General features: G+C 63.1%; 25 protein-coding genes. 6 read left to right on the forward strand and 19 right to left on the reverse strand.

The window, feature by feature from the left end; genetic code table 11:
* Positions 1-3 precede the first annotated feature (3 nt).
* The 9 genes from AC6CH8_RS10070 to AC6CH8_RS10110 all read right to left on the reverse strand — a co-directional run bounded on the left by AC6CH8_RS10070 (position 4) and on the right by AC6CH8_RS10110 (position 9,320).
* Positions 4-1,224: a thiolase family protein gene (locus tag AC6CH8_RS10070; protein WP_498190284.1), complete on the reverse strand. Its 1,221-nt coding sequence runs from the start codon at positions 1,222-1,224 to the stop codon at positions 4-6.
* Positions 1,225-1,300: 76 nt separating this feature from the next.
* Positions 1,301-1,762, reverse strand: coding sequence for a 4-carboxymuconolactone decarboxylase (gene pcaC, locus AC6CH8_RS10075; RefSeq protein WP_498190286.1), 462 nt, complete (start codon positions 1,760-1,762; stop codon positions 1,301-1,303).
* Entirely contained in the window at positions 1,759-2,562 is an 804-nt protein-coding gene (locus AC6CH8_RS10080) for an alpha/beta fold hydrolase (RefSeq protein WP_498190288.1), read from the reverse strand. The genes pcaC and AC6CH8_RS10080 overlap by 4 nt, the downstream gene beginning before the upstream one ends.
* Positions 2,555-3,994 (reverse strand): lyase family protein, encoded by a 1,440-nt coding sequence (locus tag AC6CH8_RS10085; protein ID WP_498190290.1) that lies wholly within the window; start codon positions 3,992-3,994, stop codon positions 2,555-2,557. The genes AC6CH8_RS10080 and AC6CH8_RS10085 overlap by 8 nt, the downstream gene beginning before the upstream one ends.
* A complete protein-coding gene (pcaG, locus tag AC6CH8_RS10090) occupies positions 3,991-4,605 on the reverse strand; it encodes a protocatechuate 3,4-dioxygenase subunit alpha (RefSeq protein ID WP_178994502.1) in 615 nt (204 codons plus the stop codon). The genes AC6CH8_RS10085 and pcaG overlap by 4 nt, the downstream gene beginning before the upstream one ends.
* A 4-nt stretch (positions 4,606-4,609) precedes the next feature.
* Entirely contained in the window at positions 4,610-5,497 is an 888-nt protein-coding gene (gene pcaH / locus AC6CH8_RS10095) for a protocatechuate 3,4-dioxygenase subunit beta (protein WP_498190291.1), read from the reverse strand.
* A gap of 52 nt (positions 5,498-5,549) precedes the next feature.
* Positions 5,550-7,427 (reverse strand): bifunctional sugar phosphate isomerase/epimerase/4-hydroxyphenylpyruvate dioxygenase family protein, encoded by a 1,878-nt coding sequence (locus AC6CH8_RS10100; RefSeq protein WP_498190292.1) that lies wholly within the window; start codon positions 7,425-7,427, stop codon positions 5,550-5,552.
* A complete protein-coding gene (locus AC6CH8_RS10105; protein ID WP_498190294.1) occupies positions 7,427-8,341 on the reverse strand; it encodes a shikimate dehydrogenase in 915 nt (304 codons plus the stop codon). Before AC6CH8_RS10105 ends, AC6CH8_RS10100 begins: the two co-directional genes overlap by 1 nt.
* 208 nt (positions 8,342-8,549) lie before the next feature.
* Entirely contained in the window at positions 8,550-9,320 is a 771-nt protein-coding gene (locus tag AC6CH8_RS10110) for an IclR family transcriptional regulator (RefSeq protein ID WP_364308512.1), read from the reverse strand.
* 205 nt (positions 9,321-9,525) lie between these two features.
* Here AC6CH8_RS10110 and AC6CH8_RS10115 point away from each other — a divergent pair, with 205 nt between their 5' ends.
* Positions 9,526-10,860, forward strand: a complete 1,335-nt coding sequence (locus AC6CH8_RS10115; protein WP_498190296.1) for an MFS transporter — start codon at positions 9,526-9,528, stop codon at positions 10,858-10,860.
* 88 nt (positions 10,861-10,948) lie between these two features.
* Here AC6CH8_RS10115 and AC6CH8_RS10120 read toward each other — a convergent pair whose 3' ends face one another.
* The 3 genes from AC6CH8_RS10120 to AC6CH8_RS10130 all read right to left on the reverse strand — a co-directional run bounded on the left by AC6CH8_RS10120 (position 10,949) and on the right by AC6CH8_RS10130 (position 15,680).
* Entirely contained in the window at positions 10,949-11,881 is a 933-nt protein-coding gene (locus tag AC6CH8_RS10120) for an S-layer homology domain-containing protein (protein WP_498190298.1), read from the reverse strand.
* Positions 11,882-12,078: 197 nt separating this feature from the next.
* Positions 12,079-12,846: a carboxypeptidase-like regulatory domain-containing protein gene (locus AC6CH8_RS10125; RefSeq protein ID WP_498190300.1), complete on the reverse strand. Its 768-nt coding sequence runs from the start codon at positions 12,844-12,846 to the stop codon at positions 12,079-12,081.
* Positions 12,847-12,959: 113 nt separating this feature from the next.
* Positions 12,960-15,680, reverse strand: a complete 2,721-nt coding sequence (locus AC6CH8_RS10130) for an FG-GAP-like repeat-containing protein (RefSeq protein WP_498190301.1) — start codon at positions 15,678-15,680, stop codon at positions 12,960-12,962.
* A gap of 227 nt (positions 15,681-15,907) precedes the next feature.
* Between AC6CH8_RS10130 and AC6CH8_RS10135 the strand changes: the two genes are divergently transcribed.
* The gene (locus AC6CH8_RS10135) at positions 15,908-16,144 is read left to right on the forward strand and encodes a hypothetical protein (protein ID WP_017197342.1); all 237 of its coding nucleotides are present in this window, start codon (positions 15,908-15,910) and stop codon (positions 16,142-16,144) included.
* Positions 16,145-16,167: 23 nt separating this feature from the next.
* Here the strand turns inward: AC6CH8_RS10135 and AC6CH8_RS10140 are convergent, their stop codons facing one another.
* Both AC6CH8_RS10140 and AC6CH8_RS10145 read right to left on the reverse strand, forming a co-directional pair.
* Positions 16,168-16,455, reverse strand: coding sequence for a MoaD/ThiS family protein (locus AC6CH8_RS10140; protein ID WP_017197341.1), 288 nt, complete (start codon positions 16,453-16,455; stop codon positions 16,168-16,170).
* 7 nt (positions 16,456-16,462) lie between these two features.
* Positions 16,463-17,611 (reverse strand): WD40/YVTN/BNR-like repeat-containing protein, encoded by a 1,149-nt coding sequence (locus AC6CH8_RS10145; RefSeq protein WP_498190303.1) that lies wholly within the window; start codon positions 17,609-17,611, stop codon positions 16,463-16,465.
* A 306-nt stretch (positions 17,612-17,917) separates the two neighbouring features.
* On the opposite strand from AC6CH8_RS10145, the gene AC6CH8_RS10150 reads away from it, so the two are divergent.
* Positions 17,918-19,114 (forward strand): GGDEF domain-containing protein, encoded by a 1,197-nt coding sequence (locus AC6CH8_RS10150; RefSeq protein WP_498190305.1) that lies wholly within the window; start codon positions 17,918-17,920, stop codon positions 19,112-19,114.
* A gap of 106 nt (positions 19,115-19,220) precedes the next feature.
* On the forward strand, positions 19,221-20,000 hold the full coding sequence (locus tag AC6CH8_RS10155) for an isocitrate lyase/PEP mutase family protein (protein ID WP_498190307.1): 780 nt from the start codon (positions 19,221-19,223) through the stop codon (positions 19,998-20,000).
* Positions 20,001-20,068: 68 nt separating this feature from the next.
* Here AC6CH8_RS10155 and AC6CH8_RS10160 read toward each other — a convergent pair whose 3' ends face one another.
* The gene (locus AC6CH8_RS10160) at positions 20,069-20,992 is read right to left on the reverse strand and encodes a LysR family transcriptional regulator (RefSeq protein ID WP_091464020.1); all 924 of its coding nucleotides are present in this window, start codon (positions 20,990-20,992) and stop codon (positions 20,069-20,071) included.
* A gap of 180 nt (positions 20,993-21,172) precedes the next feature.
* Between AC6CH8_RS10160 and AC6CH8_RS10165 the strand changes: the two genes are divergently transcribed.
* Positions 21,173-21,517: a CBU_0592 family membrane protein gene (locus AC6CH8_RS10165; RefSeq protein ID WP_420179433.1), complete on the forward strand. Its 345-nt coding sequence runs from the start codon at positions 21,173-21,175 to the stop codon at positions 21,515-21,517.
* 59 nt (positions 21,518-21,576) lie between these two features.
* On the opposite strand, the gene AC6CH8_RS10170 is transcribed toward AC6CH8_RS10165, so the two are convergent.
* A complete protein-coding gene (locus tag AC6CH8_RS10170) occupies positions 21,577-21,777 on the reverse strand; it encodes a hypothetical protein (protein ID WP_011776649.1) in 201 nt (66 codons plus the stop codon).
* 128 nt (positions 21,778-21,905) lie between these two features.
* On the opposite strand from AC6CH8_RS10170, the gene AC6CH8_RS10175 reads away from it, so the two are divergent.
* Positions 21,906-22,412 carry a universal stress protein gene (locus AC6CH8_RS10175; protein ID WP_498190310.1) on the forward strand — a complete coding sequence of 169 codons (507 nt, stop codon included), beginning with the start codon at positions 21,906-21,908 and terminating at the stop codon, positions 22,410-22,412.
* A gap of 338 nt (positions 22,413-22,750) precedes the next feature.
* On the opposite strand, the gene AC6CH8_RS10180 is transcribed toward AC6CH8_RS10175, so the two are convergent.
* From AC6CH8_RS10180 to AC6CH8_RS10190, 3 genes are read right to left on the reverse strand one after another with little or no spacing between them, the layout of a single operon-like run.
* Complete coding sequence (locus AC6CH8_RS10180) at positions 22,751-24,142, reverse strand: GntP family permease (protein WP_498190312.1); 1,392 nt, start codon at positions 24,140-24,142, stop codon at positions 22,751-22,753.
* 22 nt (positions 24,143-24,164) lie between these two features.
* Entirely contained in the window at positions 24,165-24,800 is a 636-nt protein-coding gene (locus tag AC6CH8_RS10185; RefSeq protein ID WP_498190314.1) for a bifunctional 4-hydroxy-2-oxoglutarate aldolase/2-dehydro-3-deoxy-phosphogluconate aldolase, read from the reverse strand.
* Positions 24,790-26,448 (reverse strand): N-acyl-D-amino-acid deacylase family protein, encoded by a 1,659-nt coding sequence (locus AC6CH8_RS10190; RefSeq protein WP_498190316.1) that lies wholly within the window; start codon positions 26,446-26,448, stop codon positions 24,790-24,792. Before AC6CH8_RS10190 ends, AC6CH8_RS10185 begins: the two co-directional genes overlap by 11 nt.
* Positions 26,449-26,453 lie beyond the last annotated feature (5 nt).

Below are 26,453 nucleotides of genomic sequence, written 5' to 3' on the forward strand. Positions count from 1 at the left end.
TCCTTAGACTCCTTCCGAAACACCGGCAGTAACGTTTTCGAGCACCACGGCCAGGCCTTGGCCCACGCCGATGCAGATCGCCGCCACGCCCCAGCGCTGCCCGGAGGCCTGCAAGGAACGGGCGAGCGTGCCTAGGATGCGGGTACCGGAAGCGCCGAGCGGGTGGCCCATGGCGATCGCCCCGCCGTGCTGGTTCACGATTGAGGGGTCGATCCCCCACGCGTCAACGCACGCCAGCGATTGCGCGGCGAACGCTTCGTTAAGTTCGACGGCGCCAACCTGGTCCCAGCCGATGCCCGCCTTCGCGAGGGCCTTGTTCGCGGCCTCCACGGGTGCGAAGCCGAAGAACTGGGGGTCGTTGCCGTGCGCGCCACGGCCAGCGATGCGGGCCAGGGGCTCCAAACCAAGAATCCCGGCAGCGGCCTCGGAACCGATCCATGCGGCCGAAGCACCGTCAGACAGAGGTGAGGCATTCCCGGCGGTGACCGTACCGCCGTCGAGCCCGTCAGACTCAGGCCGGAAAACGGTCTTCAGCCCAGCCAGCTTCTCCGCCGATGATCCGGCACGGATGCCCTCATCACGGACCAGGTCAGTGCCGGGAACCTGCGAGACCAACGAATCGTAGAAGCCTTCGTTCCACGCAGCGTCGGCCAGATTGTGCGAATCAGCCGCAAAAGCATCCTGCCGTTCCCGGGTGATGCCGTACTTCTCGCGGAGGCGTTCGGTGGCTTCACCCAGGGAGATGGTCCAGTCCTTGTTCATGGCCGGGTTCACCAAACGCCAACCCAACGTGGTGGACGCCAAGGTCATGTCACCGGCCGGGTACGGCTTGGACGTCTTCGGCAACACCCACGGAGCCCGGGACATGGATTCGGCGCCGCCCACCAGCATGAGATCGGCGTCGCCGGCGTTGATCTGACGGGAGGCAATGATCGCCGCGTCAAGCGACGAGCCGCACAGCCGGTTCACCGTGGTGCCCGGAATGGAGACCGGAAGCCCAGCCAATAGGGTGGCCATGCGGGCGACATTGCGGTTTTCCTCGCCGGCGCCGTTTGCGTTGCCGAACACCACCTCGTCGATCCGCTCAACATCCAGGCCGGGAGCACGCTTGACGGACTCGCGGACCACATGGGCAGCAAGGTCATCAGGACGGACAGCAGCAAGACCGGAGCCGAACTTGCCAAAGGGCGTGCGCACGGCGTCGTACACGAAAGCCTGGTTCATGGGTTTCTCTTTCTATCTGCCCAACTAAGTCGCAATAGTGCGCGTTTTGGGGGGTCTAAACGCGCTTAACTGCGACTCAGTTGGGTTCGTTGGAGGGGGAAGCCGCGTCGATGTCGGCGAATACTTCTTGGGCCGTCTTGAAGGCCGAGTTGGCCGACGGAACACTGCAATAGATGGCGGTCTGCAGCAGGATTTCCTTGATTTCATCCCTGCTCAGGCCGTTGTTGAGGGCCGCCCGGACGTGCATGGCGAGCTCCTCCCAATGACCGTGCGCCACCAGTGCCGTGAGGGTGACGGCGGAGCGCATCTGCCGGCTCAGGCCGGGCCGCGTCCAGATGCCACCCCAGGCAATCCTGGTGATCATGTCCTGGTAGTCCTCGGTAAAGGAATCCTTGGCGGCGTTGGCCCGATCCACGTGCGCGTCGCCGAGCACTTCGCGGCGGACCACCATGCCGGCGTCGTAAATGTCCTGGGCGGTGGCGTCGGGCTGGACTGCGCCATTCCGTACTGTGCCGTTGTCTTCGGAAGCAGTGCTCATCGTCCGTTCTCCTTCATGAAAGTGCGCATCAGCCCTGCCACAGCGGTCGGTGCCTCTGCGGGGGCGAGGTGACCTACGCCGTCGAGCGTTTCCACCGCGGCGAATCCACCGCCCGCCCGAATGCCTGCGGCCGTCTCTTCAGCCATCGACGGCGGCGCTACTGAATCCTCGACGCCGGCAATCACCTGTGTGGGGACGGTGATGCTGCCGAGCTGCTCGCGGACATCGAACACGGCGAGGGCCTCGCAGCAGAAGGCGTAGCCGAAGCGGTCGGCGTCGCGTAAGGCGTGCAGGAGCCGGCTGCTGATGTCCGGCTGGCGGTCCATGAATCCGGGACCGAACCAGCGCTCGGCGGAGCCTTGGATCATGACAGGGGTGCCGAGTTTGCGAACGGTTTCGGCGCGCTCCAGCCAGCCTTCCGGCGTGCCGAGCTTGGCGCCACTGCACTGGACGGACAGGCTGAGCAGTCGGTCGCCGTGCTTGATGCCGAGCTGCAGGCCGGTGGCCCCGCCCAGCGAGACGCCCGCGTAGTGGAACCTTGCGCCCGGGCTCACCGAATCGACAAGGTCGACGACGGCGTCAGCCAGTTCCGCCACATCGAAACCTTCGGTGACGGTCGGCGAGATGCCGTGGCCGGGGAGGTCCCAGCCGATGACGTCAAAGTCGGCGCCCAGGAGTGCGGCGGTCTCGGTCCAGAGAACAGTGGACGTACCCAGAGACGGGCCCACCACCAGGAGCGGATTGGTTCCCAGTTCGCGCTGCGGGGAGAGCAGCACGCCCTTCACAGTTGGCTTAGCCACGGGCGGTTCCCTTCGAAGAGGTTCCGGTGAGTTCAGGAGTTCCAGTGAAGCCGGGGTAGGCGGCCAGCACGCGCCGTGCGATCCCGGATGCTTCACCGAGGTAGCTGGCAGGGTCCAGGAGCGCTTTTAGTTCGGCATCAGAAAGCTTGTCCGCGGGGACGGTTTCGCGCAGGAGTTTGGTGTAAATCCGGCCCTGCTCTGCGGCAGGTGCCTTGAGGGTTTCGTCGACGACGGCCTGCAGCTTCTGCTTTCCGTCCTCACCGAGGAGAGGGGCGACGGCGGCCGCCACACCTTCGCTGAGCAGCAGCGGTCCCGAGAGTTCCAGGTTCCGGCGCATCGCATCGGGGAAGACACGGAGGCCCTTTGTGAGTTCGCGAAGGTGCTCGGCTGCGCCCAAGGCCAACGCGAGCAACTGCCGCAGGGCCGGCCATTCGCTGTGCCAGGCGCCGTCTGCTCGCTCGTCGTTGAAGGTCGCAGCGGCCAGGTGCAACTGTGATGCCAGCCCGGGAGCTTGCAACGCCGCGCTGCGAATTAACACCGACAGCACCGGGTTCTGCTTCTGCGGCATGGCCGAGGATACCCCGCGTCCGGCGGCCAACGGTTCGCCGAGCTCGCCCACTTCAGGACGGCTCAGGAACAGCAAGTCCGCGGCGATCTTCCCGAAGGAATCGAGGAGGGCAGCGAGGCCATCCCCCAGCGCCGTGACAGCGAGGCGGTTGGTGTGCCAGGGAGCAGGAGCTGGTGCGAGGCCAAGCCGGGACGCCAAGGAATCGGCCAAATCGAACGGCGTGGAAGCAGATCCCGCAGTCAACATGGTCCCCGAAGCCAGCGTTCCACCAGCCCCGCCAAACTGAACCGGCAACTGAAGCGACTCCAGCCGGGCAGCCGCAGCCGCGACACCCTGGAACCACTGGGCAGCCTTGAGCCCGAACGTGTACGGCAGCGCATGCTGCGTGAGGCTCCTGCCCACGCACAGCGTTTCCGCATGTTCCCCTACCAAGGTGGCGAGCGCCGTCGTCGTGCTCCTTACGTCAACCAGCAACGCAGAAACGGTGCGGCTGGCGAGCAGCATCAGGGCGGAGTCGAGGACGTCCTGGCTGGTCAGCGAGGTGTGGACAGCTTTGGCCGCGCCGATGCCGGAGGTGTCCAAGGACTTGACCCGGGCGCGCAGGTCGCCGAGCAGCGGAATCACCGGGTTGCCGCCACCTTGGGCGCGTTCAGCGATTTCGGCTGCGTCATATGAGCCGGCGTCGGCGGCTTCGGCCACCACAGCGGCGGAGCCGGCAGGGACCAGCCCCGCTTCCTCGAGGACACCGGCCCAGGAGGCTTCGACGTCGAGGATTGCCGCAATGACGGCATGGTCGCCCGTCAGAGCCGCCACAGCGGACGACGCGGAGACGGGGCTGAGGAGGCCGAAGTCGCCGTGGGTCATGCCTTGTTTTCCCTTGCAGAATGATCGGCGTTGACGCTGGTTTCCAGCGAGCCGTCCTGTTGGAAGTCCAGGAAGACGGTCTCATCGCCGCCCTGCAGGCGGATGTCCCAAGTGAGGCCTCCGTCGGGGTCGCGGCGGGCGATGAGCGTCTTACGGCGTTCGGGTTCCAAGGAGCGCAGCAGCGGATCGTTGGCCAGTGCTTCCTCGTTTTCCGGAAGGTACACGCGGGTGAACAGGCGGTTCATGAGGCCGCGGGCGAAGACGGCCACGGAGATGAAGGCGGCCGCACCGGGTGCCGTGGGGCCGGGGTTGACCGTGGTGAACGTGTACACCCCGGAGTTGCCAACAGAGCCGCGGCCCCAGCCGGTGAACGTGTAGCCGTCGCGGACCAGGGAACCGGTGCGCTGGACAATGTTGCCGTCGGAATCCGGCTGCCAGATCTCCAGGATGGCGTCCGGGATGGTGCTGCCCGAGCCGTCGTATACCGTGCCTTGCAGGCGGATGCTGCCGGGGCTGCCTGGTGCCAGCAGTTCGTTGTCCTTGTTGAAGGGAAGTGCGTAGCCATAGAAGGGGCCTACGGTCTGGCCCGGTGTGGGTGTCAGCTTGCCCATGTGCTTACTCCTCGTCCCCGGCGTCGCCGTATGCTTCGTTTTCCGTCCAGGTGCGCTTGGAACCGGTAAGGATAATGTCCCACTTGTAGCCGAGCGCCCATTCAGGGCTGGTGAGCTCATGGTCGTACTCTGCCACGAGGCGGTCGCGGGCGTCCTGGTCCACGATCGACTGGTAAATGGGGTCCAGCGGGAACAGTTGGTCACCCGGGAAGTACATCTGGGTAACAATGCGCTGCGTGAATTCTGATCCGAACATGGAGAAGTGGATGTGCGCCGGACGCCAGGCATTCAGGTGGTTCTTCCACGGGTACGCGCCGGGTTTGACGGTGGTGAAGCTGTAGGAGCCGTCGTCACCGGTGATGCAACGGCCGACGCCGGTGAAGTTCGGGTCCAGCGGGGCGGGGTGCTGATCGCGCTTGTGGATGTAACGTCCGGCGGCGTTGGCCTGCCAGATCTCCACGAGTTGGCCGGCAACAGGCCGACCGTCGCCATCAAGTACACGGCCTGCAACGATGATGCGCTCACCCTGCGGCTCGCCGTTGTGCTGGATGGTCAGGTCGGATTCCAGCGCGTGCACGTCCTGGTGGCCGAACGCGGGCGAGTAGAGTTCGATGGTCTCCGGGTCCGCGTGGTGCAGGCTCTTGGTGGGGTGGCGCAGGATGCTGCTGCGGTACGGCGCGTAGTCCAGACGCGGCATGGTCTCCGGCCCCCGGCCGTTCTTCAGGGCCTCCGCATAGCGGTCGCTGATGCCCTTCATCTCAGCACTGAGGTCCGCTTGGGTTTCCACCTTCTTGGGGGAAACGTGCGCGGCGTGCGCCTCTGCGGGCGGTACAAGTTCCTCGGATTCGAGCGCTTGCGCGGTAGTGACTTGTGCGGTCTGTTCTTGCGGCACGGCCGGCTCCTTTCGGTTTATGGTTCTCTTGGTTTGCTGGGCGGCGGCGGGCCTAAACCCGGTGGAGCGAGTCGTATTGGACGGCGTGGCGTACGGGAGCATTGGGCGCCCCGTAGCCGTCGTAGTTGCCCCGGCGTTCCACCATTTCGAAGAACACACTGCCCACGGTGGCGGTGTAGAAGTGGAGGAATTCGCCGTTGGCGTCCCGGTCATACAGGAGGTTGAGCTCCTTGAGGGTTGCAAGGAATCCGGATTCGAGATCGAACCGGGCGTCCAGGTCCTCGTAGTAGTTGGCCGGAATCTGCAGGAACTCGAGGCCACGATCGCGCGCAGACCGGGCAGTCGCCACGAGGTCGTCCACAGCGAAGGCGATGTGTTCCTGGTACGTTTTGCGGGCTGCCTGTGCCTGCTGCGCGGGTGCCAGATTCAAGACCAGCCTGACCGCTCCGTTGCTGGTCTCCATGACCTGCGAGCGAACCAGCCCACTGGGGCTGGGGACCTCGGCGAACGGCTGCGGTTCAAGGGCAAGGGCGCTGGTGTAGAAGAGGACAGCTTCGTCAAAGTGCTGCCAGGGCTGGGCGAGGTTCACGTGGTCAATGACGGCATTCTGCTGCGCTGCGGAGTGCTCCAGCCCTTCGCCGAATTCATGCGTCCATGCAGCGGTGCCATCGGGGCTGCCCTGGCACAGGAAAATCTCGGTGGAGTCCGGAGCTGAGATGCCTTGGAAGACTTCCTCGTCGGCTTGGACCTTGCGAGCCACTACCGGCGCCTTGAGTTGCTGGGCGCGAGCGGAGGCAATCACTGGAGAGTCGACGTCGAACCCCAATGCTGCGATAGCCGGTTCCGAGTGCGAAGCTGCTTGCTCGTTGATGATCACGCGGGCTTGGCCCATGGTCCAGAGCTGGACGTCCTTGGTGCGGTGCCGGCCCTCGAATCCGAAGCCGAGCTGGCCCAGGAGCTTCTCGAGCTGCACGGTGTCGTCGGCCTTGACCTCGGCGAAGTTGAAGCCGGCGGGCTCGTTCACTTTGGGCAGCGTGGCAAGTTCCATGGGATAACGACGGCGGGACGCACTGCCGTTGCCGGCCGCGGTTTCAGTTTCCGTGGGGCTACTCGCGAGCCACTTGGCGCTCTGCTCCTCGAGCCAGATCAAGGAGCGCATGGCGTCGACGGCCGTGCGCTCGGTGTCCGACTGACGGAAGACGTCGTTGAAGACTTCGAGGGAGACCGGACCTGTGTATCCTGCGCGGACTACATGGCCCATGAACTTGGCTAGCTCAAACTGGCCCTCACCCGGGAAAACACGGTAGTGGCGGCTCCAGGAGAGCACATCCATGGACAGTTTAGGGGCGTCGGCGACTTGGACGAAGAAGATCTTCTCCGCGTTGATGTTCTCGATCGGCGCGGTGTCCCAGTCGCGGGAAAGGATGTGAAACGAGTCCAGGCAGGTGCCGAGGTTGGGGTGGTCAACCATTTCAACCAGACGGTACGCGTGCTCATAGTCGTTGACGTACTTACCCCAAGCGAGGGCCTCGTAGGCAACCTTGACACCGTGGTCCCCGGCCAATTCTGCGAGCTCGGTCAACTGCGCGGCGCGGAGTTCGTCGTCATCAATGGTGGCCGTGGCCACGTTGGAGCAGACCAGGATGGTGTCCATTCCCAAGCGGGACATGAGCTTGAACTTGGCCTCGGCCCGGCGAAGGTTGGCTTTGAGCAGGTCCGGAGTGACGCCGTCGAAATCCCGGAACGGTTGGTAGAGGTCCAATCCCAGGCCGAGGTCCGCGGCCATTTTCCGGACGTCTTCAGGACTGTGCGGGGACGTGACGAGGTCCTGCTCGAAGATTTCGATGCCGTCGAAGCCCGCGATGGCGCAGGCCTGCATCTTCTCCTTCAACGTGCCGGACAGGCAAACCGTAGCGATTCCGGTGCGCATCAGTTGCCCGCCTTCGTCAGCTCGGGGGTCAGAGCAGCCGCAGCGTCTTCCACTGCGATCAGCTCCAGGAAGTGCGCCCGCATCCGTTCACGATCAGCTTCGCGTCCGGTGATGAGTTGGAAGGCGTCGGCCGCCTGGCCGACTGCCATCCGGCCTCCGTCGAGGACATCGCAGCCCTTGCCACGTGCCTCGCGGACCAGTTGCGTTTCGATCGGGCGGTACACGATGTCCGCGACCCAGTGCCGGGGTTCCAGGAGATCGATGTCGAGGGGCAGGCCCGGGTGCTCGGCCATGCCGATCGGTGTGCAGTGCACCAGGCCGTCGGCGAGGGGCATGATCTGGGGCAGTTCCCCGGGAGTGCGCGGCGTGACTGTGGCCGCCGGGAAGAGTCCGCCGAGTTCCGCGGCGCGTTCCGCCGCGCGGGATGGGTCCATGTCAACGAGGTCCAGCGTGACGACCCCTGCTTTGAGGAGCGCATACGCGACGGCCGAACCGGCACCGCCGGCACCAAGCTGGACCACGCGGTCGAGCTTTGCGCTCGGCAGCCCAGAGGTGAGTGCCGCGCCGAAGCCGGAGAAGTCTGTGTTGTGGCCGATGAACCGGCCGTCCTGGATGAGGACCGTATTCACGGCACCCAGCCTGCGGGCGTCGTCGGAAATTTCATCCAGGTGCTCAAGCACCAGCTGTTTGCACGGGTGCGTGATGTTCAGTCCGTTGAAGCCCATCCGCTGGGCTGCGGTGAGGAGGTCCCCGACGGCGGTGGCCGGCAACGCGAGTTCCAGCAGGTCGATGGGGCGGTACAGCAAGCGAAGGCCCTGCACATCGGCTTCGCGTTCGTGCATGGGCGGCGTGAGCGAGGGCATGACGCCTTCGCCTATGAGGCCCACCAGAACGGACTCGGCTCGGTTGCTCATCCTAAAGCTCCTTTGACTTCAGCACCTCGGACTTTAAGCGCTTTCTGAGGGCGCTGCCTGACCGGGTGTTTTTTAGATTACTACAAGTGTTCATGATCCGCACGCTTGTTCTTATCGCGAACATTCATGCCAGGCGGTGCGTTGCGAGGCCTGCTTTACACCCTTCGTCGCCCATTTGGCGCGCAGAGCGGGCCTCGCAACGAGTGGGTCAGCGCTGGGGTAGGCGGGCCGCGAGTTCAGCCGCGGCCTCCTGGAGGGTGGGTACGTGCGCTATAAGTTCTTCCATGGACATGCGGAACACCGGCACGGCGGTGGCCAGCGATGCGAATGCGTGCCCTTGGGAATTGAGGACCGGCACCGCAACTGCGCGCATGCCGATCTCGTTTTCCTCGTCCATCACCGCGTACCCCTGGCGGCGAACCTGCTCGATTTCCTCCCGGAACTTGTCCCTGTCGGTGATCGAGCGCTCAGTCAATGGATCCAGGGGCAGCTCCTCAAGGAGGCGCTTCCGCTCAATCTCGTCCTCGAACGCGACGATCGCCTTGCCTACGGAGGTGGTGTGGAGTGCGCCAAGATGGCCGGGGTCACTGGTGACGCGAAAGGTCTTGGGTCCATCCACCTTGTTCACGGTGAGGTGATGGTTGCCATCACGAACGGACAGGATCGTGGCCTCATGCGTGCTCTCGGTTACTCGCTGGAGGACCGGCAGCGCAGTAGCCGCAAAGCCATGATGATTCGAGACGCGCTGACCCAACTGGAAGACGCGCAGTCCCAGGTGGTAGCGACGGCCATCCGGCTCGTAGTCCACAAACCCATCGCGCGTCAGCGAGCCCAACAGCCTGTAGGTGGTGCTGAAGGGGAGGTTCGCACTCCTCGCCAGATCCGCCGCACTCGCCCCACGGGGTTCATTGCCCAGTAAAACCAACAGGCTCAAGGCCTTACCGACCATGTCGGTCTTTGTGTCCTCTTTCACACTCATAGCTCGATGCTCTCATATAGTGAGAGCTATTTCTAGATGGTGGCTACTTCTCTTGACAAGTGACCCCACTCACAGTCAGTATTGCTGTATTGCACAAGTAGCTCTCACCATGCGGTTACTCGTGCAGGGATCGACCGGCCGCACCTCGCTTGGGTCTCCCCAAAGAAGCCAGATCCGCGACATCGTCGTCACAGAAGGAACACCCATGAGCCAAACAATGCCGTCAGCGACGCCAGGCACTGAAACCACCGCCGGAACGCCAAAGAAAGCTGCGCTTGCCAGCTTCCTGGGCAGCGCCGTCGAGTACTACGACTTCTTCATCTTCGGCTCTGCCGCGGCGCTGATCTTCCCCCACGTCTTCTTCCCCTCCGCCGATGCCAACGCGGCCATCATGTCCTTCGCGACCTTCGGTTTCGCCTACATCGCCCGTCCCGTGGGTGCCGTGATCCTGGGTCACTTCGGTGATCGGATTGGCCGGCAAAAGGTCCTCATGTTCACGCTGGTCCTCATGGGTGCCGCCACTTTCGTGATTGGTTGCCTCCCGGACTTCAAGACCATTGGCTGGTGGGCTCCCATCCTGCTGGTAGTTGCCCGCCTATGCCAGGGACTTTCTGCCGCTGGTGAGCAGGCCGGTGCTTCCTCCATGACTTTGGAGCACGCCCCGGACAACCGCCGCTCCTTCTTCACCTCTTGGACCCTCACCGGCACCCAGGGCGGCCAGATCCTCGCTGCGTTGGTCTTCATCCCGGTGGTGGCACTGCCCGACGACATCAAATACGGCATCGGTTGGCGCATTCCGTTCTGGCTGAGCGCCGTGGTTGTTCTGGTGGCCTTCTTTATCCGCCGCACTCTCCACGAGCCGCCGGCCTTCGCGGAAGCCAAGAAGAACAATGAGATCTCCAAACTCCCCGTTGCCGATCTCCTGAGGCTGCACTGGCGCGACGTTCTCCGCGTTGTCTGCTGCGCCTTCATCGCCGCAGTGAGTACGGTCTTTGGAACACTGGCCATCAAATACGCCCAGGATGTTGCAGGCGTCAACAGCACCATCACGCTCTGGCTGGTGGTTGCGGCCAACGTTGTTGCTTTGGGAACGCAGCCGCTGTTCGGCATGCTCTCGGACAAGATCGGCCGCAAGCCCGTGTTTATCTACGGAGCCCTTTCCAGCGCGATCATGACGCCGGTGTTCCTGCTGACCCTCGAAGGCGGCAACGTGCCGCTGATGTTCCTGGTCTCCGTGGTGTTCTTCTCCTTCGGATACGCCGCCGCCAACGCCGTATGGCCGTCCTTCTACGGCGAAATGTTCAGCACCAAGGTCCGTTTCTCCGGCTTGGCTATTGGCACCCAGCTCGGATTCCTCATGGCAGGCTTCGCACCGGCCATCGTCACGGCTTTGGGTGGCACCAAGCCAGGAGGATGGGTCCAGATCTCCATCTTCACCGCGGTGATCTGTGTGATCGCAGCTGTCTCGGCCATGACAGCCCGTGAATCAGCCAAAACTCCCACCACGGAACTCGGCCTGCACAAGCAAGCCCAGCACTAAGCAAGCCCAGCGCTCCTTCCGGGTTACCTGTCCTGGAGCGTGGAAATGCCCGGCACGTCATCCTGACATGCCGGGCATTTCGTTGTCCCTACTTATCCAATACGTTGAACCTGTACATGAAAGCAGCCATGGCATCCCGCTTGACGGGTGTGACGGGCCGGAAAGTGTGGTCATCCCAGCCAGTGCTGATTTCTGCGGAAGCCAACCAAGCAATTTCCTTGTAGAACTGGCCATTGGCCGGAACGTCGGTATACGGCGAGGTGGCCGGCGGCTCAAAGTCTGTGACCTTGGAGAAGCGGTACAAGAACGCAGCCATCGCGTCGCGGTTCACTGGCTCCACGGGTCGGAAGGTTTTGTCCGGCCATCCACCCGAAATCTTGGTGGACGCGAGCCACGCGATTTCCTTGTAGAACTGGTTGGTCGTGGGGACGTCCACGAACGGCGACGTAGCTGGCGGCGTGAACGCGGGTTGCCCTGCCAACCGGTACAGGAACGCAGCCATGGCGTCACGGTTCACGGACAGCAAGGGACGGAACGTGGCGTCAGGCCAGCCCGTGGAGATGCCGGTGGACTTCATCCAACTGATCTGGTGGTCGAACTGTTGGCCTTCGAAGACGTCGGTGAAGTCGGAGCGGGACCAATAGCCCACCGTCCCGACGTCGGTCTTGGTGCCGCTGCTGACCGCGATTTCTTTGGCCTCGGATTGCTCCGCGACGCTTCCTGAATAGGTGAGACCTGCGAAGCGCACATTCGTCGTGTTGGCGCGGAGGCGATAGGACCCGGTGGTCAGGCCAGTGATTTCGAACCTGCCTTGGGCATCCGTGACGGCTTTCCTCGTCACGAGCGCATCGTCTCGGGTGTAGGCCTCGACTACCGCGAACGGCAAAGGATGGCCGCTGGCATCGCGGAGGTATCCCTTCATGCTCCCGCCATCCGTGCCCGAGAAATCGAAACGGGTTTTCTGCTCATTCGCCGTGAGTGTGATGGTCTGCGCAGGACCGGGACCCTTGTCCTCACTCACACCGCTGTAGTACTGCCCCTCATAGAGCTCTTCGCTTGGTGCGCACTGTTGACGGTCACCATATCCAACGCAAGCTTGTATTGGCCGGGCTGAAGCCCGCTGACAGTGTAAAAACTGCTATTAACCGGGACGTCCTTCACTACTTTGCCGGTGAGGTCATGGACGGAGACCCTGTGCGCGCCTGCGCCCGTTGCCGGTCAAGCACTGGACACCCAACCACTGATGCTGGAGCCCGGATCGCCGGCCAGATCTGCGTTGTAGACATCCTGCTCGCCCGCGATGGAGATAGTGGAGGCCTCAGCGAACGAAGCTCCTCCTCCATGCCAGGAAGTAATGACGCCACCGCTGGCCCGGATCCGATAGAGGCCATCAGGGATTCCGCGGAGATCATAGTGGCCACCGCTGCTTGGAAACTCTGAAGCGACAACGGTTCCGGAGGAGTCCAACGCCTCGACGACCACGGTGGTCGTGTCCACGTAGTAGGGCATCAGGACCCTGCCTTGGATCCTGCCGCCGCCCATGTTTTGGTCGATTCCCGTAACGTCCTGTCCCTCGTTGACCAGCACCGGAGTGGAGGTGCTCAGGTCCGAGCCGCCATAGACCTCCATGCTCGTCCACCCGGGGTCGCTGGAATGGAAATAGACCTTGTATTCTGCGGCCGGCAGGCTGGGAAGCGTATAGGTACCGTCGGGGTTCACCGTCCCTGACGGAGCGTTCGAAGACGGACTATAGAGATTAATTGCAAAGACGGAGACCGACCCCAGGTCCACATTTGAACGGACAGTAACGGTTCCGCTGATCGAACCGCCCGTCGATGCGCCGGCCGTTGCGGTCTCGGCTGGAACCGTTACTCGGCCCACAGCCCAGGCCTGCGCCGGAACCATCCCCAACACCAGTGATGCCGTCAGTGTTGCGATCATCGCCAGAGCGGCCGCACGCCAATGCCGGATCCTCAAAAAAGACACGGAATTCCCCCAAGATTAAGAGTGGATTGCCGTGGCAGTCACGACGAATAGGGCCAATGCTAGCGCCTCGCCACGACAAAAATGGAATCCGGATCTCACCTACGGCAAAGACCCTATCGAGGGTCCATAACCACCGTTTGGAACGCCCCCCGGCCGGTGCCTGTGTAGAGGAATAGTGCGCCGTTGCCGGCCACGCCAACCACGGAAGGATTGCCCGTCCCGGTAAAGGCATTACCCAAGGCTGCGAAGGAACTAAACATGTTCCATCCAGCCCCCATGGCCACCCGGGCCAGGAAGCCTCCGTTGCCGTTGCCCGGGTAGAGCCAGAGCGAGCCATCGGTTCCACGGGCCATGATGTCTTCCCAGCCGTCACCGTTGAAGTCACCGCCCTGCATCACGGAATTGAAGATGTTCCAGCCGGTGCCGATCTGCCGCCACGGCTGGAAACCTCCAACGCCATTACCTGGGTAGAGCCACAAGCTCCCATCGGCAGCCCGCGCCACAAGGTCCGCTTTGCCGTCACCGGAGAAATCACCCGGTGCGAGCATCTCTGTAAACCCCTGCCACCCTGTGCCGATCTGCTTTCGGGCCAGGAACTGCCCGCGACCATCCGTCGGATACAGCCACAACACCCCGTCGGAAGTCCGCGCCACAAGGTCCGGGTGGCCATCGCCGTCGAAATCCCCTGCGGTGAGGACCGCATTAAACGCACCCCAGCCCGACCCCACCTGGACCCGCGGCAGGAAAGCGCCGGAACCATTGCCTGGGTAAAGCCACAGAATGCCATCGGTGCCGCGCGCCAGAATGTCGGCGACAGCATCGCCATCGAAGTCTCCCGCCTCCCACACCTGGCTGAACTGGTTCCATCCGGCCCCAATGGCCAGGCGTTCGGCAAAACCTGAGCCGCTGCCCGGGTAGAGGCGCATGGTTCCCGCCGATGTCACCGTCAGGACGTCGGAGCGCGTGTCACCCGTGAAGTCTTGCCCGCCCACGATGTCGCCCACGGCATTCCAGCCACTTCCGACGGCGATGCGCGGCACGAATCCACCCCAACCATTGCCGGGGTACAGGTAGAGAGTGCCGTCGCTGGCCCGTGCGAGCAGTCCCGCTCCGGCACCGCCGAAGGAACCGTCGGAAGTGATGCTGGTGAAGCCGTTCCATCCCGAGCCGACCTGCGACCATGCACGGAAACCCCCCTGACCGTCGCTTGGGTAGAGCCAGAGCGTGCCGTCCGGCTTGGTCGCCATGACATCGGGCCGGGCGTCGCCGTCGAAATCCCCCATACCAATGAGGTTCGAGAAGCCCTGCCAACCGGATCCGACCTGCCGTTTCGCCAGGAAACCGCCATTTCCGTCACCCGGATACAGCCAGAGGACACCGTCGCTGGTTCGCGCCAGGATGTCGCCCCGACGATCGCCGTTGAAGTCCGCGATGCCGGTGATGGCGTCAAAGATGTTCCACCCCGAGCCGATCTTCCGGGGATTATCAAGCCTATTGCCGGGCAGTCCGGCGTAGAGCATCAGGGAGCCGTCAGCCTCGCGGGAGAGGACATCGGCGAGCCTGTCGCCGTCGAAGTCTCCGGCCGAGAAGCGGATCTTCGCCGTGAGCTTGGGATCGGCAAAGATAGTGACCGACGCCGACGTGGTGGACACCGAATTGATGGTCACCTGAGTGCCGGTATAGGTGGTGAAAGTGCTGCCGGCCTGCCATGCGTGGTTGCTGGCGTACCAGGGTTCCGGAAACGGCTTGGTGGACGGCATGAGGATCAGGGACGAAGCGATGGTGGCTCCGCCGCGCTGGACGATCTTAACGCCCCTGTTTCCGGCCGGCCTTCCCGAGTCGTCAAGGTAACTGTCATAGCCTGCGGCCTGCCGCAACTCCAGGTAATAGACCTCTTTGCTGATGGGATCGGTGAACTTGATGGCACGCTGTGCTTCGGTCCCGCCCCACGGTTTGAGCGTGTAGGTCTTGGCTCCCGTTGCCACGCCAACATCACGGATTTCATCACCACGGCCAAATCCTGCGTAGTCCCACAGCGAGCTGCTGACCACGGGTGATTCAAATTGGGCTGCGCCCATGATGTCCGTGGTGTCGCCGTACTCCCGGATATAGCAGGAAGGATCCGTGAACCGTCCGCTACCGTCAACTCCGACGTCGGACGCGCCACTGCCGCACTGCAACGCGTCCGCATGCATGAGGCCGATGACGTGCCCGAACTCGTGGCTCATCACGTTGTTCGTGAACCCGCTGATCTGCGGCAGGAGGACGCGGCCACTGTAGCTTCCACTGCTGTATCCGGCTCCGAGGGCGTTTCCGGACAGAGTGGAGGTAGGAATGAAAATTACCAGCGCTGTATACGGACTGGCCGACCAATTCAGTTCGCTGGTGATGATGGAAATGATGGTGCTGTAGCTATCCGTGGACTTCGCCTTGGATTGGTGGCCGGCAACCTTGGTGTTCACCGTCAGGGACAGCTTGTTGGCTGTCATCGCTTTCCAGTAGTTGCTGGACGCGGCAACAGCCTGTTCAGCGCCCGCCATGGACACCGTATTGGTGTTGTCCGCCAGCTTCGCAGTGACCAGCCGAACCCGGATGTCGCCGCTGGGTCCCGCCGCTGCCGGACCGGCGTCGGGCGACGTGTTGAACGGCGTGGCGAGCTCGGGGGGAACCTCGAACGTATGCTCCGAGTGCGGGGTTCCCTCCACGAACTGGACATTTGGGTTGTCAGGCCCAGGCAACGGCACCGCAGTCGCGGGGGTTTGTACAAAAAACAGGCCGGTAGCAAACACCACCAAGCCTGTAGACAACGCGATTGTTCGCCGTAGCGCACCCATTCGATCTCCCCGGGGACGGAGCCAGTGGTTGCTGTGAGACTCAACAACCGAGATCAGGCTACAACCGGGTAGGCGGCGATCCCGGCAGGCGGGGCTGGCCAAGTGGAAACCCAACCATCCCGGAATGCTAACGGGACCCTAACCAAGCCGAAATACCGTGGCAACATTGCCGCGCCACACTGGAATAGCCGGCAAGTGCAGGCACCAGCTCCAGCCAGGAGGAAACCATGCTGAAGGAAGCCACCACTCACACAACACGCATACGTGCTATCAGCCAGCTCCACCGCGGAGACGAGATCGAAGCCCGCCTGTCCGTAGGGCCCGCTTACGACGACGTAGTGATCCGCCGCGGACGCGTCCAGGAAACGGCGCCGGGAATCGGCGTTGTGTGGATCATGGACCACGCCTCCGGGATGCGGAAAGCCATCAATACTGACGAATGCAGCGTTTGGCGCGTCGCCTGATCCGGCTTGACCCCAAACCCCGCTCAGCCGCCGGCCACGGATTGGATGATCAAAACCTCCTGGCCAGCCGCAACCTCCGTATCAAGACCTTTCACACGCCGGATCTCATCACCGTTCACGTAAATATTCACGTAGCGGCGCAGCGCCCCGGTTTCATCACGCAAACGCCTGGCCAGTACTGGATAATCTCCGGTTACCGAGTCCAGCAACTGTCCAACGGTCACAGCCCCGTCGGCGGACGCAGTCAGATAGGACTGTCCGCCTACGAGGGGCTGCAGGACGCCAGGCAGCAGGACCGTAAAGTCAGCCACGACCGGCCTACCCAGACACCGATGCGTTGGCTTTTGTTTCGGGTTCGGCAGATGCGCCCACTACGACGGCGGCACGCACGCAGAGCACGTCCGGCAAGTGCGACGCCACTTCAGTAAATGTTTCGCCTTCGTCAGCACTGGCATACACAGCGCCCCCGCGGGTTCCAAAGTACACGCCGGTAGGTTCAGCGGTGTCCACGAAAGCGGCGTCCCTGAGCACGGCGTTGTATTCGTGGTCCGGGAGGCCTGTGTGCAGTTCTTTCCACGTTCCGCCGGCATCGTCTGTGCGGTGGACGCTGAGCTTACTGTCCGGCGGGATGCGTTCGCCGTCCGCTTTCAAAGGGATCACCCACGCCGTGCCCTCGCGGCGCGGATGGGTCAGCATGACGAACCCAAAATCCGCCGGCAGCCCGTCCGCGATTGAGTCCCAGTTCTCGCCGCCGTCGTCCGTGCGGTACACCCCGTGGTGGTTCTGCGCGTACAAACGATTCTCGACGGCGGCATCCGCCGCGATCTTGTGAACGCACTGGCCGAACTCGGGGTTGGGATCAGGCATGAAGTAGGCCGAAATTCCCTTGTTGCGGGGCTCCCAGGAGGCGCCGCCGTCGAGCGATCTGTAAACGCCGCCCGTGCTCATGGCGATGTGGACCTTCTCGCCTGACGGATCAACCACAATGGAGTGCGCGGCCGCTCCTCCGTAACCGGCGCCCCACTCGCTGCGGTGGGGGTGGTCCCAGAGTCCGCGGTTCAGCTCAAAGTGTTCGCCGCCGTCGGTTGATTTCCACACCGATATGGGCTCACAACCGGCCCAGACCACGCCTGGTCGGGAGTCGGCGTCGGGGTATATCTGCCAGATGCGTTCCAGCGCGGCGTCTGTGCCGTCCGGAAATCTAATGGCGCCCTGCTCGGGCTCGGTCCATGTGGCGCCAAGGTCGTCGGAGTGGGCCACTGTGGGACCCCAGTGCTCGGATCGTACGCCAACCATAATTCGTGTAGTGCCGTTCCGCGTGTCTATCCCGATGCTGGGTATCTCACTCATCAGGAAGTGCGGGCCGGAGAGGGACCATTCTTTGCGGTCCGGGCTGGTTGCCAGCCACAGGCCTTTCTTGGTCCCGATCGCGATGACGTAACTCTCTGCAGTAGCCATGATCCCCATCGAACCATCAGGGCGTATGGGTGGCAACGGTTTTTTGCTCTTATGTGGATAGTCCGATTTCCGGGCAAAACCCTCCTTACGGTTACAGTGTGGCCAACCTCAGAATCGTGACGCGAAAATCGAGAAAAACTTTTTCCCGTGATGTGGCGGCCGTTGTCCACTGATTGGAAGAAACGTGCTTGACTGTGGTTCGCGGTCAAAAGGCCGCAGCAACTTACTGGGGGAATACATGTTTTGCGAGGTCAAAGAGCCATGAGACCAACAAAAGGGAATTCCGCGGTGGTCGGCCGGTAGCAGGACCACGCCATGATTGCAGCCTCCATGCAAGAGGGAACGATAGTCCTGGACCCGTTCTCCGTAAGAATGGTCCTCGCGGCCGTCATCCTAACCCTGATAGTTCTCTCCTGTGTCTCCTCCCGGCGCCTCCGGTCACCGTTCACCGATTGGTGGCGGGCGTCCCTGTGCCTTTTCTTTGCCGGAAATTGCGCCTTCCTGCTCAACGGAACTTCCTTACTGGCGTGGGCCAATCCGCCCGGCAAAGCGCTAGTGGTCGCCGGAGCATTCAGCGTCTGGGCAGGAGCACGAAAACTTCGGGACCGTAAAATCAGCGCTTGGCAGCTGGCACCGGCACCCCTGATCACCTACGTTGCGTCGGTGCTGGACACAGCGGAATCCAGTCTCTGGTCCGGTGGTTTGGTCTATCTGGGCCTGACAGCGGCAGGCCTTGGTATGTCCGCGGCAGAAATGTGGTTCGCGAAATCAACCCATACCCGGGCGACCAAGTTCCTGGCCCTCACCGCCGCACTTACCTCCCTGTACTACCTGGGCCGGGCAATCACGTTTGTGCTGGAAGGGCATGATGGGAACTTGTTCCAAACCGTCTTCGGCTATGCGCCGGCGGCCCTGGTACACCTAATTTTCCTGGTGTCGCTGTCATTCACCATGAACGCGCTCAGCAATAACCACCTGATCAGAAAACTCAGGGAACGCGCCGAACGGGACCATCTCACCGGCCTGCTGAACAGGGGCGCCTTCCTTGGCCTGGCTGCCAATGAGCTGGCAGGCCAACGAGGAGGGGCCTTGATCCTGGCGGACCTCGACTACTTCAAAGCCGTCAACGATGAACACGGACATGCGGCGGGGGACGCCGCCTTGTGTGCCTTCGCCGAGGCCTGCACCGCTTCGGTTCGGTCAACCGACCTTGTTGGACGGTACGGCGGAGAAGAATTCATCCTGTTCCTGCCGGGAGCGACGCAACAGCGGGCCGAAGCCATCGCCTCAGAGATCAGCCATCGCCTATCCGCAATGGAAGATCCGGATGGTTTGCCTTTTCCCACCGTCAGCTATGGCGTCACGTCCACTGGTACTGAAGCTCCAGACCTGGATTTCATGATCAACGTGGCAGACGCCGCGCTATATAGCGCCAAGGCCCAGGGACGTAACAGAGTCGTGGGCGCAGACCCCGCGGAAATTTCACTGCCCGAGTTTCACCAAGGGCCGTAGTGCAAGCGCTTGGTATCGCGTTGTGCGACGTTATGCCTAGGCTGTGGGTGGCAAGCGAGAGTTCCCACCCGTGGATGACTGAAAACAACGATGATGGAGATCAACGATGACTGAAGCAAACACCAACGCACGTGCACAACAGCTGAAAGCCCTGCACGAGGCACCGGAAATCCTGAGCGTGGTTAATGTGTGGGACGCCGTCAGTGCCCGCACTGTTGCAGAACTCCCTGAAACCAAGGCCATCGCCACTGCAGGGCATTCCATTGCTGCAGCCTTCGGCTATGCCGACGGAACCATGCCGTTGGACGTCGCGCTGGATGGGGTCAAGCGAATTGTCGACGCCGTGGACCTCCCGGTCACTGCCGACTTGGACGACGGGTACGAGAACCCTGCCGAGACCATCCGCCGGGCGATTGGGATCGGCGTCGTTGGGGCGAATGTTGAGGACCGCTTGCGGCCCTTCGACGAAGCCGTTGCCCGTGTGCAGGCCATCATTTCGGCCGCCGCGGACGAAGGCGTCGCCTTCCAGCTGAACGCACGCACTGACGCTATCGCCCGGGGTGGGGATCGTCCTATCAACGACAGCATCGAGGACGCCATTGCCAGGGGCCGCGCCTTCCTCGACGCCGGTGCTTCGCTGGTCTTCGTGCCCGGCGCCATGACCCGCGAGGTCATCGAGCCTCTGGTTGAAGGCCTGGGACACGGGAAGCTCTCCGTGATTGGCGCACCCGGAGCCCTTCCGGCAGCCGAGCTCCAGGAACTTGGCGTGGCCCGTGTTTCCTATGGGCCCTTTACCCAGCGGGTGGCTCTGCGGGCACTTCGGGACCTGGCCACGGACCTCTATGGTTCGGGCGTGGTCCCTACTGACACGCCTGCGCTGAACTAACTGACGCCTGCCCGGGTGCAGTCTGCCTGACCGGTCCTGACCTGTCCCGCCTTTCGTGGCGGGACAGGTCAGGACCCTGAACGGGTGTCGAACGCGGCCGCCGATTCCCGAAGCAGGCGGGCCACCGTGTCCAAGGGCAGGCTGGCGGCCTTTCTCCGGTCGAACCTCCGCAAGGCGATGTGCCGGGTCCCCAGGCCGGGAACATCCAGGATGTCCACTTGGTCATGGACAACTCCCGTCAGCGCCAGGGTGGGCACAATCGCAACCCCCTCACCAGCAGCGACGAGTGCCAGCGCGGTAAGTGTGTCGTGATACTGATGAACAGTCTCAATCCGGGCACCTGTCGAGTGACGGAGGCGCCCAAGAACTGCAGTGTTGGCCGCTGATGGCTCGACTCCCAGCCACGGCAAGTGCAACCGGCTCAGGTCAATGTTGTCCGTTCCCAGCAAGGTTCCTGCGGGCACCACGAGCTTCCACGGCTCGTCAAGCAGGGGTTCCTGGACCATTCCGGCCGCCATCGGACGCTGCTCTGCCGCCGTCGAATCCTGTTCGATCACCACAGCATCGAGCTGTCGCTGCCGGAGCAGCCGCATCAGAGCCGGAAAGCCGTCCTCAACGATCTGAATCTGCAACTGGGGGTATTGGCTGCGCCATTCGGGAAGTCGCGGGATCACCACGGTGCGCATGAAGCTGGTGAATCCGCCAACCCGCACCACCCCCGCAATATTGACTTCGCTTTGCATCCGGGCCCGGGCCACGTTGAGTGCCCGTTCTATCTCTTCCCCTGCCTCGGCCATGGCCAAACCTGCAGGTGTAAGCACTGAGCCTTTGGGGGTGCGGAGGAGTAGCGCCTGCCCTGCCTCGTTCTCGAGTTTGCTCAGCTGCTGCGACACTGCGGACGCCGTAATCCGCAATTCATCAGCTGCCGCAAGGACGCCTCCAGTGCGCGCGACCGCAAGAAGCACGAGCAACCGGCGCGGATCCATCTCCATGTTAAGTACTCCTAAACACCGGCTTCAGAATATTGCAATTGAACTAAATGGCTTCCTCACTCAATATTGACTCAAAAGCACGATTCAGTCGCCCAACACCGACTACCGAATCAAGCCCCACCCCGGATCGAACGCCGCCCGTCGGCTTCATTCGGATGCCCAAATCCTGAAAGGACTCCCATGGAACTGCTGTTCGAAATTGCCGGTTGGGCCGGCGCAGTGGCGATGCTCGGCGGCTACATGGCGGTATCCATGGGCTGGTTGCAGGCGGGCAGCACCTTCCAGACCGTAAATCTCTTTGGTTCGTGCGCCTTTATCGTCAATGGCACGCTCCACGGAGCCTGGCCCTCCGTGGTAACCAACGTGGCTTGGTTCTTGATTTCAGCGGTGGCACTTCTCCGCATGAGGGCCAAGGAGCGGCCTGCGCGGGCTGCGGCCCAAGCTCAAGAGAGCCCCTCGCTTGGTCCGGACACTGCCGCCCAGGTCATCGTCACGGCCGCTCGGCCAGCCGCCAGCTGCGCCTAGCGGGTTCGCAGGGAACTGCCGCCCCGCTGGGGACAGGCCCCGTAACTCCACGAACTCCGTCAGTCCACGAATTCCGACTGGGTCTCGATGAAGTCCCAATCCGCAACGGTCAACACACCACTGACCTTGTCCGGATGAGGCCCGCCGGCCTCGGCAATGTGCTGCAGCACCTGCAGCGGCAGTTCTTCGGCGCGCAGGTTTTCGCGCAGCCATTCCTTGCTGTCCAAGTGCAGATCGAGCCACCACATGTAGATTTCCATCGCGGACCGCCTTCCTTCGGATGAGCCGTGGACCCGAATTAACCGTAGGCCCCGTCAGGAACGTCTACAAGGGTGCGTGTGAGCCCAAGTAGCTGTTCAAGCACGCGCCGCAGCGCAACAATAAGGGTATGGCTGCGGAAGGTTTCAACGGACGGATCCCCTTGGTGGTCGGAGTGCTGCCGGATCAGCATGTGGAGGTCCTCCAAACTGCCAGGACCCTCGCCGAGCAAATGGGGGTGCCGCTGGTTTGCGCCTATGTGGATGAGGCCAGCTATCTGGTGGAGTGGGACCCCTCGCGCGAGACACACCGGATGTCGCTGCATCCCGAAAAGGATGACGAGGACGTCGAAGCCGTCCGTGGTGATCTAGGAAAGGCCATCGCGGAGGCCATGGACGGCGGCACGGCGGATTGGACTTTGCGCTTGCTCGCCGGGGATCCTGCCCGTGCCCTGGGCCGCTTGGCCTCGGATATTGATGCGTCGATGATCATCGTAGGGACCCCTGAACCTGGATTGGGGCACCGGATTTCCGAAGCCCTGAACGGCTCGGTGGCAGCCTGGCTGAGTCATCACCAACGGCGGCCGGTGCTGATTGTGCCGCAAAAGAAGAGGCATGAAGCTGCCCATAAAAACTAAAGCGAAAGTACTTATTCGAGGTGGTGGCGAAGGCGTCGCACGGCACGTAGAGTAATTACTGCAGGACGGCGAGAGCCCCTGCTCAAAGACCGCTCCGGAGTGCGTATCCCCCAATAACGCACTCCGGAGCTCTTTGTTTAAGCGACGGTTTACCCCGCGTGCGGCCACCACCTTCTTTGACGCAAAAACGGCCCCGACACACCCTTTCTTAGGCGTGTCGAGGCCGTTGTCATTTCAAAGTGGGTGGTGACGGTACAGCTCGCGGGGATAAGCGCACGACGCCGCCACTTGGCTTGGGTGCCGCCAGCTCACCTGACGGAAGTCCGGCTGCCGCCAGCTCACCTGACGAACGTGTACAGCAGCGCCGCCATCCCGAACCCCACTATGGAGAGCACCGTCTCCAACACGGTCCACGTCTTCAGGGTGTCCTTGACTGACATGTTGAAGTACTTGGAGATGATCCAGAATCCGCCGTCATTCACGTGGCTGGCGATGATGGAGCCCGACGAGATGGCCACCACGATCAACGCGAGCTGCGGCTGCGAGTACCCCGAAGCGAGGCTTGGAGCCAGGATGCCGCCGGTGGTCACGATTGCAACAGTGGCCGAGCCCTGGGCGATGCGCATGCCGGCGCTGATCACGAACGCGGACAGGATGATGGGAAGCCCGGCCTGGGACAACGTATCCGCCACAGCCTTGCCAACACCTGTGGCGGAGAGGACGGCACCGAAGAAGGCACCCGCGCCAACAACCAGCAGGATCATGCCCACGGGACGCAACGAGGAACCCGTGATTTCGCTGAGTTCGGAGGAGGTCATGCCGCGGCGGATTCCCAGGAGCCACATGGCCAGGAGCACGGCGACGGTCAGCGCGATGGCAGGGTTGCCGAAGAACTGGAGGATATCGCGGAATGTGCCTGCGGGAGCGAAGATGTTGCCGAACGTACCGCCGAGAATGAGGATCATGGGCAAGCCGATGGCCAGCAGGACCAGCCCGATGGACGGTTCGTGACCCTTGGCGGCGTCGGACTCGGGGACGATCCGATCCTCCGGGACCGAAACCATGACGCGCTTGCCGATCCAGGTACCCCACAGGATGCCCGAAGCGAACCATGCAGGAATACCGCAGATGAGGCCCATGAGGATGATCCAGCCGAGGTCCACGCCGAACAGTCCGGCTGCAGCAACGGGGCCGGGGTGCGGAGGAAGGAAGGCGTGCGTCACGGAGAGTCCTGCGAGCAACGGCAGTGCGTAAAGGGCCAGCGATTTGCCGCCACGGATTGCGGCGACGTAAACAAGCGGAGCAAGGACAAAGATGCCGATGTCGAAGAACACGGGGATACCCAGCACGAAGCCGGTGATACCCATGGCCAACGGAGTGCCCTTTTCGCCGAAGATCTTCACCAGCCTTCCGAGCAGCACCTCAGCACCGCCGGACCGCTCAAGAATGGCACCGAGGACGGTGCCGAGGCCGATGATTACCGTGATGTGGCCAAGGATGCCGGCAAAACCCTTTTCAATCAGGGCGTCGCTGCTTTTGGTGGCCGAACCGACGAGGGCCTCCACGGAAATCCCGCCCACCAGAGCCACGATCACACCGGTTCCCACCAAGGCGATGAACGGTTCGAGCTTGACCTTGATGATCAGGAACAGCAGCAGGGCGATGCCGGCACCTGCCAGGAGGAGCAGGCCGGCGGTGTCGTGCCGCAGCCATTCAAGGAATTCAGTCATGACGAGTCTTTCTGGGTAAGTCCTACTTGAGGGTGCCGGTGAAGGCTGCGGCACGTGCCGCGATGTCTGCCCAGTCACCTGCAGCAACGGCTGCGGGCGGGACTACGCTGGTGCCGCAGCAGACTGCGGCAGCACCGGCGTCGAGGTAGCTCTTGGCGTTGGAGGCGTCGATGCCCCCCGAAGGCAGCAAGCGGATGCCCGGGTACGGGCCTTGCAGATCCTTCAAATACGCCGGGCCGAGCTGGCGGGCGGGGAAAATTTTGACGGCGGCCGAGCCCAGGTCCAGGGCCTGCGCCACCTCCGTGGGGGTCATGGCGCCGAGGCTGAACGGGATCCCGGCGGCGACTGCGACGGCGGCGACCTCGGGGCGAAGGCCGGGCGTCACCAGGAACTGCGCACCGGCGTCGATGGCTGCACGCGCTTGGTCGGCGGTCATCACAGTGCCGATTCCGACGGCGGCACCATGCTCCGCCACAGTCTCCGCCGCACGCTGGACGTGCTTGAGCACATCCGGGGTGGTGTACGTGAGTTCGACGCTGCGGATGCCGCCGCCGGACAGTGCACGGCAAAGATCGGCGGCGTCCGTGATGGACGGGGCGCGGACCACGGCCAGGGTTCGGTCGGCTTCGAGCTGCTGGAGGAATTGTTCAGGAGTCATGCTGTCCTTCTCTGGTGAGGCCGTCGCTGCTGCGACGGAGGGCCCGGCCGGCGCGGGCACCGGTGGCTTTGCCGCCGTCGATCGCTGCCGTGCCGTTGACGAAGACGTACTGGATGCCGCTGGCGGCCTGGCGTGGATTCTCAAAAGTGGCTTCATCGCGGACGGTTTCCGGATCGAAAAGCACGACGTCGGCCGCATAGCCTTCCCGGATGAGTCCCCTGTTGTGGAGCTTGAGTCGTGCGGCGGGCCGGCCCGTGAGGTGATGGACCATTTCCTCGAGGCTCAAGAGTCCGAGGTCCCGTGAGTAGTGGCCAAGGTAGCGCGGGAACGTGCCCCAGGCTCGCGGGTGTGGCTTGGCCCCGACCAGGAGTCCGTCGCTGCCGCCGGTGTGGGTTCGGTGCTTCATGATGGCCTGGACGTTTTCCTCGTGGCCCACGTGCTGGAGGATGCCTGTGCCGAGACGGTCTTCTGTGAGGATCTGCGCGAACACGTCGAACGGCTCCTGGCCGCTCCCTGAGGCGATGTCCCTGATGGTTCTGCCGACGTAGCCCGCGAGCGCCGGGTTCTGCACGCCGCTGATTTCCAAGGTGTCCCACTCGGCCACCACGCCGTGGCAGCCGTCGGAGCCGTAGATCTCCACGGCTTCCCGGATGCGTGCTCGGGTTGTCGTGTCGGCCAGCCGCGCCAGCGTTGCCTCTGTCCCACCCGATGACGCCCAGCTCGGCAGGATCGCGCTCAACGTGGTGGCACCAGGGAGATATGGGTAGGTGTCCAGGGTGATGTCAACGCCGTGGTCCAGGGCTTCGTCGATCAAGTCCAGCAGTTCCCCGGCACGGCCCTTGTTTTCCGCGAAGTTCATGGTGGCGTGGGAGAGGTGGAGTGCGCAGCCCGTGTCGCGGCTCAGCCCGATCATCTCGGCGTAGGCACCCAGCGCACCCTTGCCGTAGGAGCGATGGTGCGGCGCGTAGAAACCCCCGAGCTCGCCCACGGTCCGGCAGAGTCCAGCCAGTTCCTCGGTCTGCGCATACATGCCCGGCGTGTAGGTCAGCCCCGAGGACATTCCCACCGCACCTTCCTCCATCGCCGCGCGAATGATGTCCTGCATCTGCCGCTGCTGCTCCGGCGTGGGGTCACCTTCGGCGAAACCCATCACCATGGCCCGGACGGTTCCTTGGGGAACGAGGTATGCGGCGTTGGTGGCGATGCGGCCACCGTTTTCTTCCGCGTCGAGCCGGTCGAGGTACTCCCGTACGGTCCGCCAATTCCAGTCAAAGTCGGCCGGATTGTCGTTCCAGCCGGCGATCTTCTCGCGGACACCTGCGAGGGTGGCATCATCCACGGGCGCGTAGGACAAGCCATCCTGGCCCAGCAGTTCGGTGGTGACACCTTGGCTGAGCTTGGCGTAGTGGTCCCTGTTCACCAGGAGCTGCAGGTCCGAGTGTGCGTGCATGTCGATGAAGCCTGGACTCAGGACCAGGCCGGTGGCATCGATGACGCGGTCCGCGCCGCTCTCGGTGAGGGAACCGGCGTCGAGCGTTCCGGCGTCGACGACGGCGGCAATCACCGCGCCGTCCAGCAGGACGTGCGCACGGCGCCGGTCTGTTCCCGTTCCATCCACCAAGGTGGCATTGCTGATGAGGGTCTTCATGGCAT

The sequence above is a fragment of the Paenarthrobacter sp. GQ52 genome (genome assembly GCF_059759005.1).

Bases quoted from the DNA above. Each gene is read 5' to 3' on its own strand.
- AC6CH8_RS10145 (WP_498190303.1), bottom strand. From the start codon at position 17,611: ATGGGGATCATGGCTACTGCAGAGAGTTACGTCATCGCGATCGGGACC.
- AC6CH8_RS10115 (WP_498190296.1), top strand. From the start codon at position 9,526: ATGAGCCAAACAATGCCGTCAGCGACGCCAGGCACTGAAACCACCGCC.
- AC6CH8_RS10150 (WP_498190305.1), top strand. From the start codon at position 17,918: ATGATTGCAGCCTCCATGCAAGAGGGAACGATAGTCCTGGACCCGTTC.
- AC6CH8_RS10170 (WP_011776649.1), bottom strand. From the start codon at position 21,777: ATGGAAATCTACATGTGGTGGCTCGATCTGCACTTGGACAGCAAGGAA.
- AC6CH8_RS10100 (WP_498190292.1), bottom strand. From the start codon at position 7,427: ATGCGCACCGGAATCGCTACGGTTTGCCTGTCCGGCACGTTGAAGGAG.
- AC6CH8_RS10130 (WP_498190301.1), bottom strand. From the start codon at position 15,680: ATGGGTGCGCTACGGCGAACAATCGCGTTGTCTACAGGCTTGGTGGTG.
- AC6CH8_RS10105 (WP_498190294.1), bottom strand. From the start codon at position 8,341: ATGAGCAACCGAGCCGAGTCCGTTCTGGTGGGCCTCATAGGCGAAGGC.
- AC6CH8_RS10175 (WP_498190310.1), top strand. From the start codon at position 21,906: ATGGCTGCGGAAGGTTTCAACGGACGGATCCCCTTGGTGGTCGGAGTG.
- AC6CH8_RS10155 (WP_498190307.1), top strand. From the start codon at position 19,221: ATGACTGAAGCAAACACCAACGCACGTGCACAACAGCTGAAAGCCCTG.
- AC6CH8_RS10070 (WP_498190284.1), bottom strand. From the start codon at position 1,224: ATGAACCAGGCTTTCGTGTACGACGCCGTGCGCACGCCCTTTGGCAAG.
- AC6CH8_RS10165 (WP_420179433.1), top strand. From the start codon at position 21,173: ATGGAACTGCTGTTCGAAATTGCCGGTTGGGCCGGCGCAGTGGCGATG.
- AC6CH8_RS10085 (WP_498190290.1), bottom strand. From the start codon at position 3,994: ATGACCCACGGCGACTTCGGCCTCCTCAGCCCCGTCTCCGCGTCGTCC.
- pcaG (WP_178994502.1), bottom strand. From the start codon at position 4,605: ATGGGCAAGCTGACACCCACACCGGGCCAGACCGTAGGCCCCTTCTAT.
- AC6CH8_RS10135 (WP_017197342.1), top strand. From the start codon at position 15,908: ATGCTGAAGGAAGCCACCACTCACACAACACGCATACGTGCTATCAGC.
- AC6CH8_RS10185 (WP_498190314.1), bottom strand. From the start codon at position 24,800: ATGACTCCTGAACAATTCCTCCAGCAGCTCGAAGCCGACCGAACCCTG.
- AC6CH8_RS10160 (WP_091464020.1), bottom strand. From the start codon at position 20,992: ATGGAGATGGATCCGCGCCGGTTGCTCGTGCTTCTTGCGGTCGCGCGC.
- AC6CH8_RS10180 (WP_498190312.1), bottom strand. From the start codon at position 24,142: ATGACTGAATTCCTTGAATGGCTGCGGCACGACACCGCCGGCCTGCTC.
- AC6CH8_RS10190 (WP_498190316.1), bottom strand. From the start codon at position 26,448: ATGAAGACCCTCATCAGCAATGCCACCTTGGTGGATGGAACGGGAACA.
- AC6CH8_RS10110 (WP_364308512.1), bottom strand. From the start codon at position 9,320: ATGAGTGTGAAAGAGGACACAAAGACCGACATGGTCGGTAAGGCCTTG.
- pcaC (WP_498190286.1), bottom strand. From the start codon at position 1,762: ATGAGCACTGCTTCCGAAGACAACGGCACAGTACGGAATGGCGCAGTC.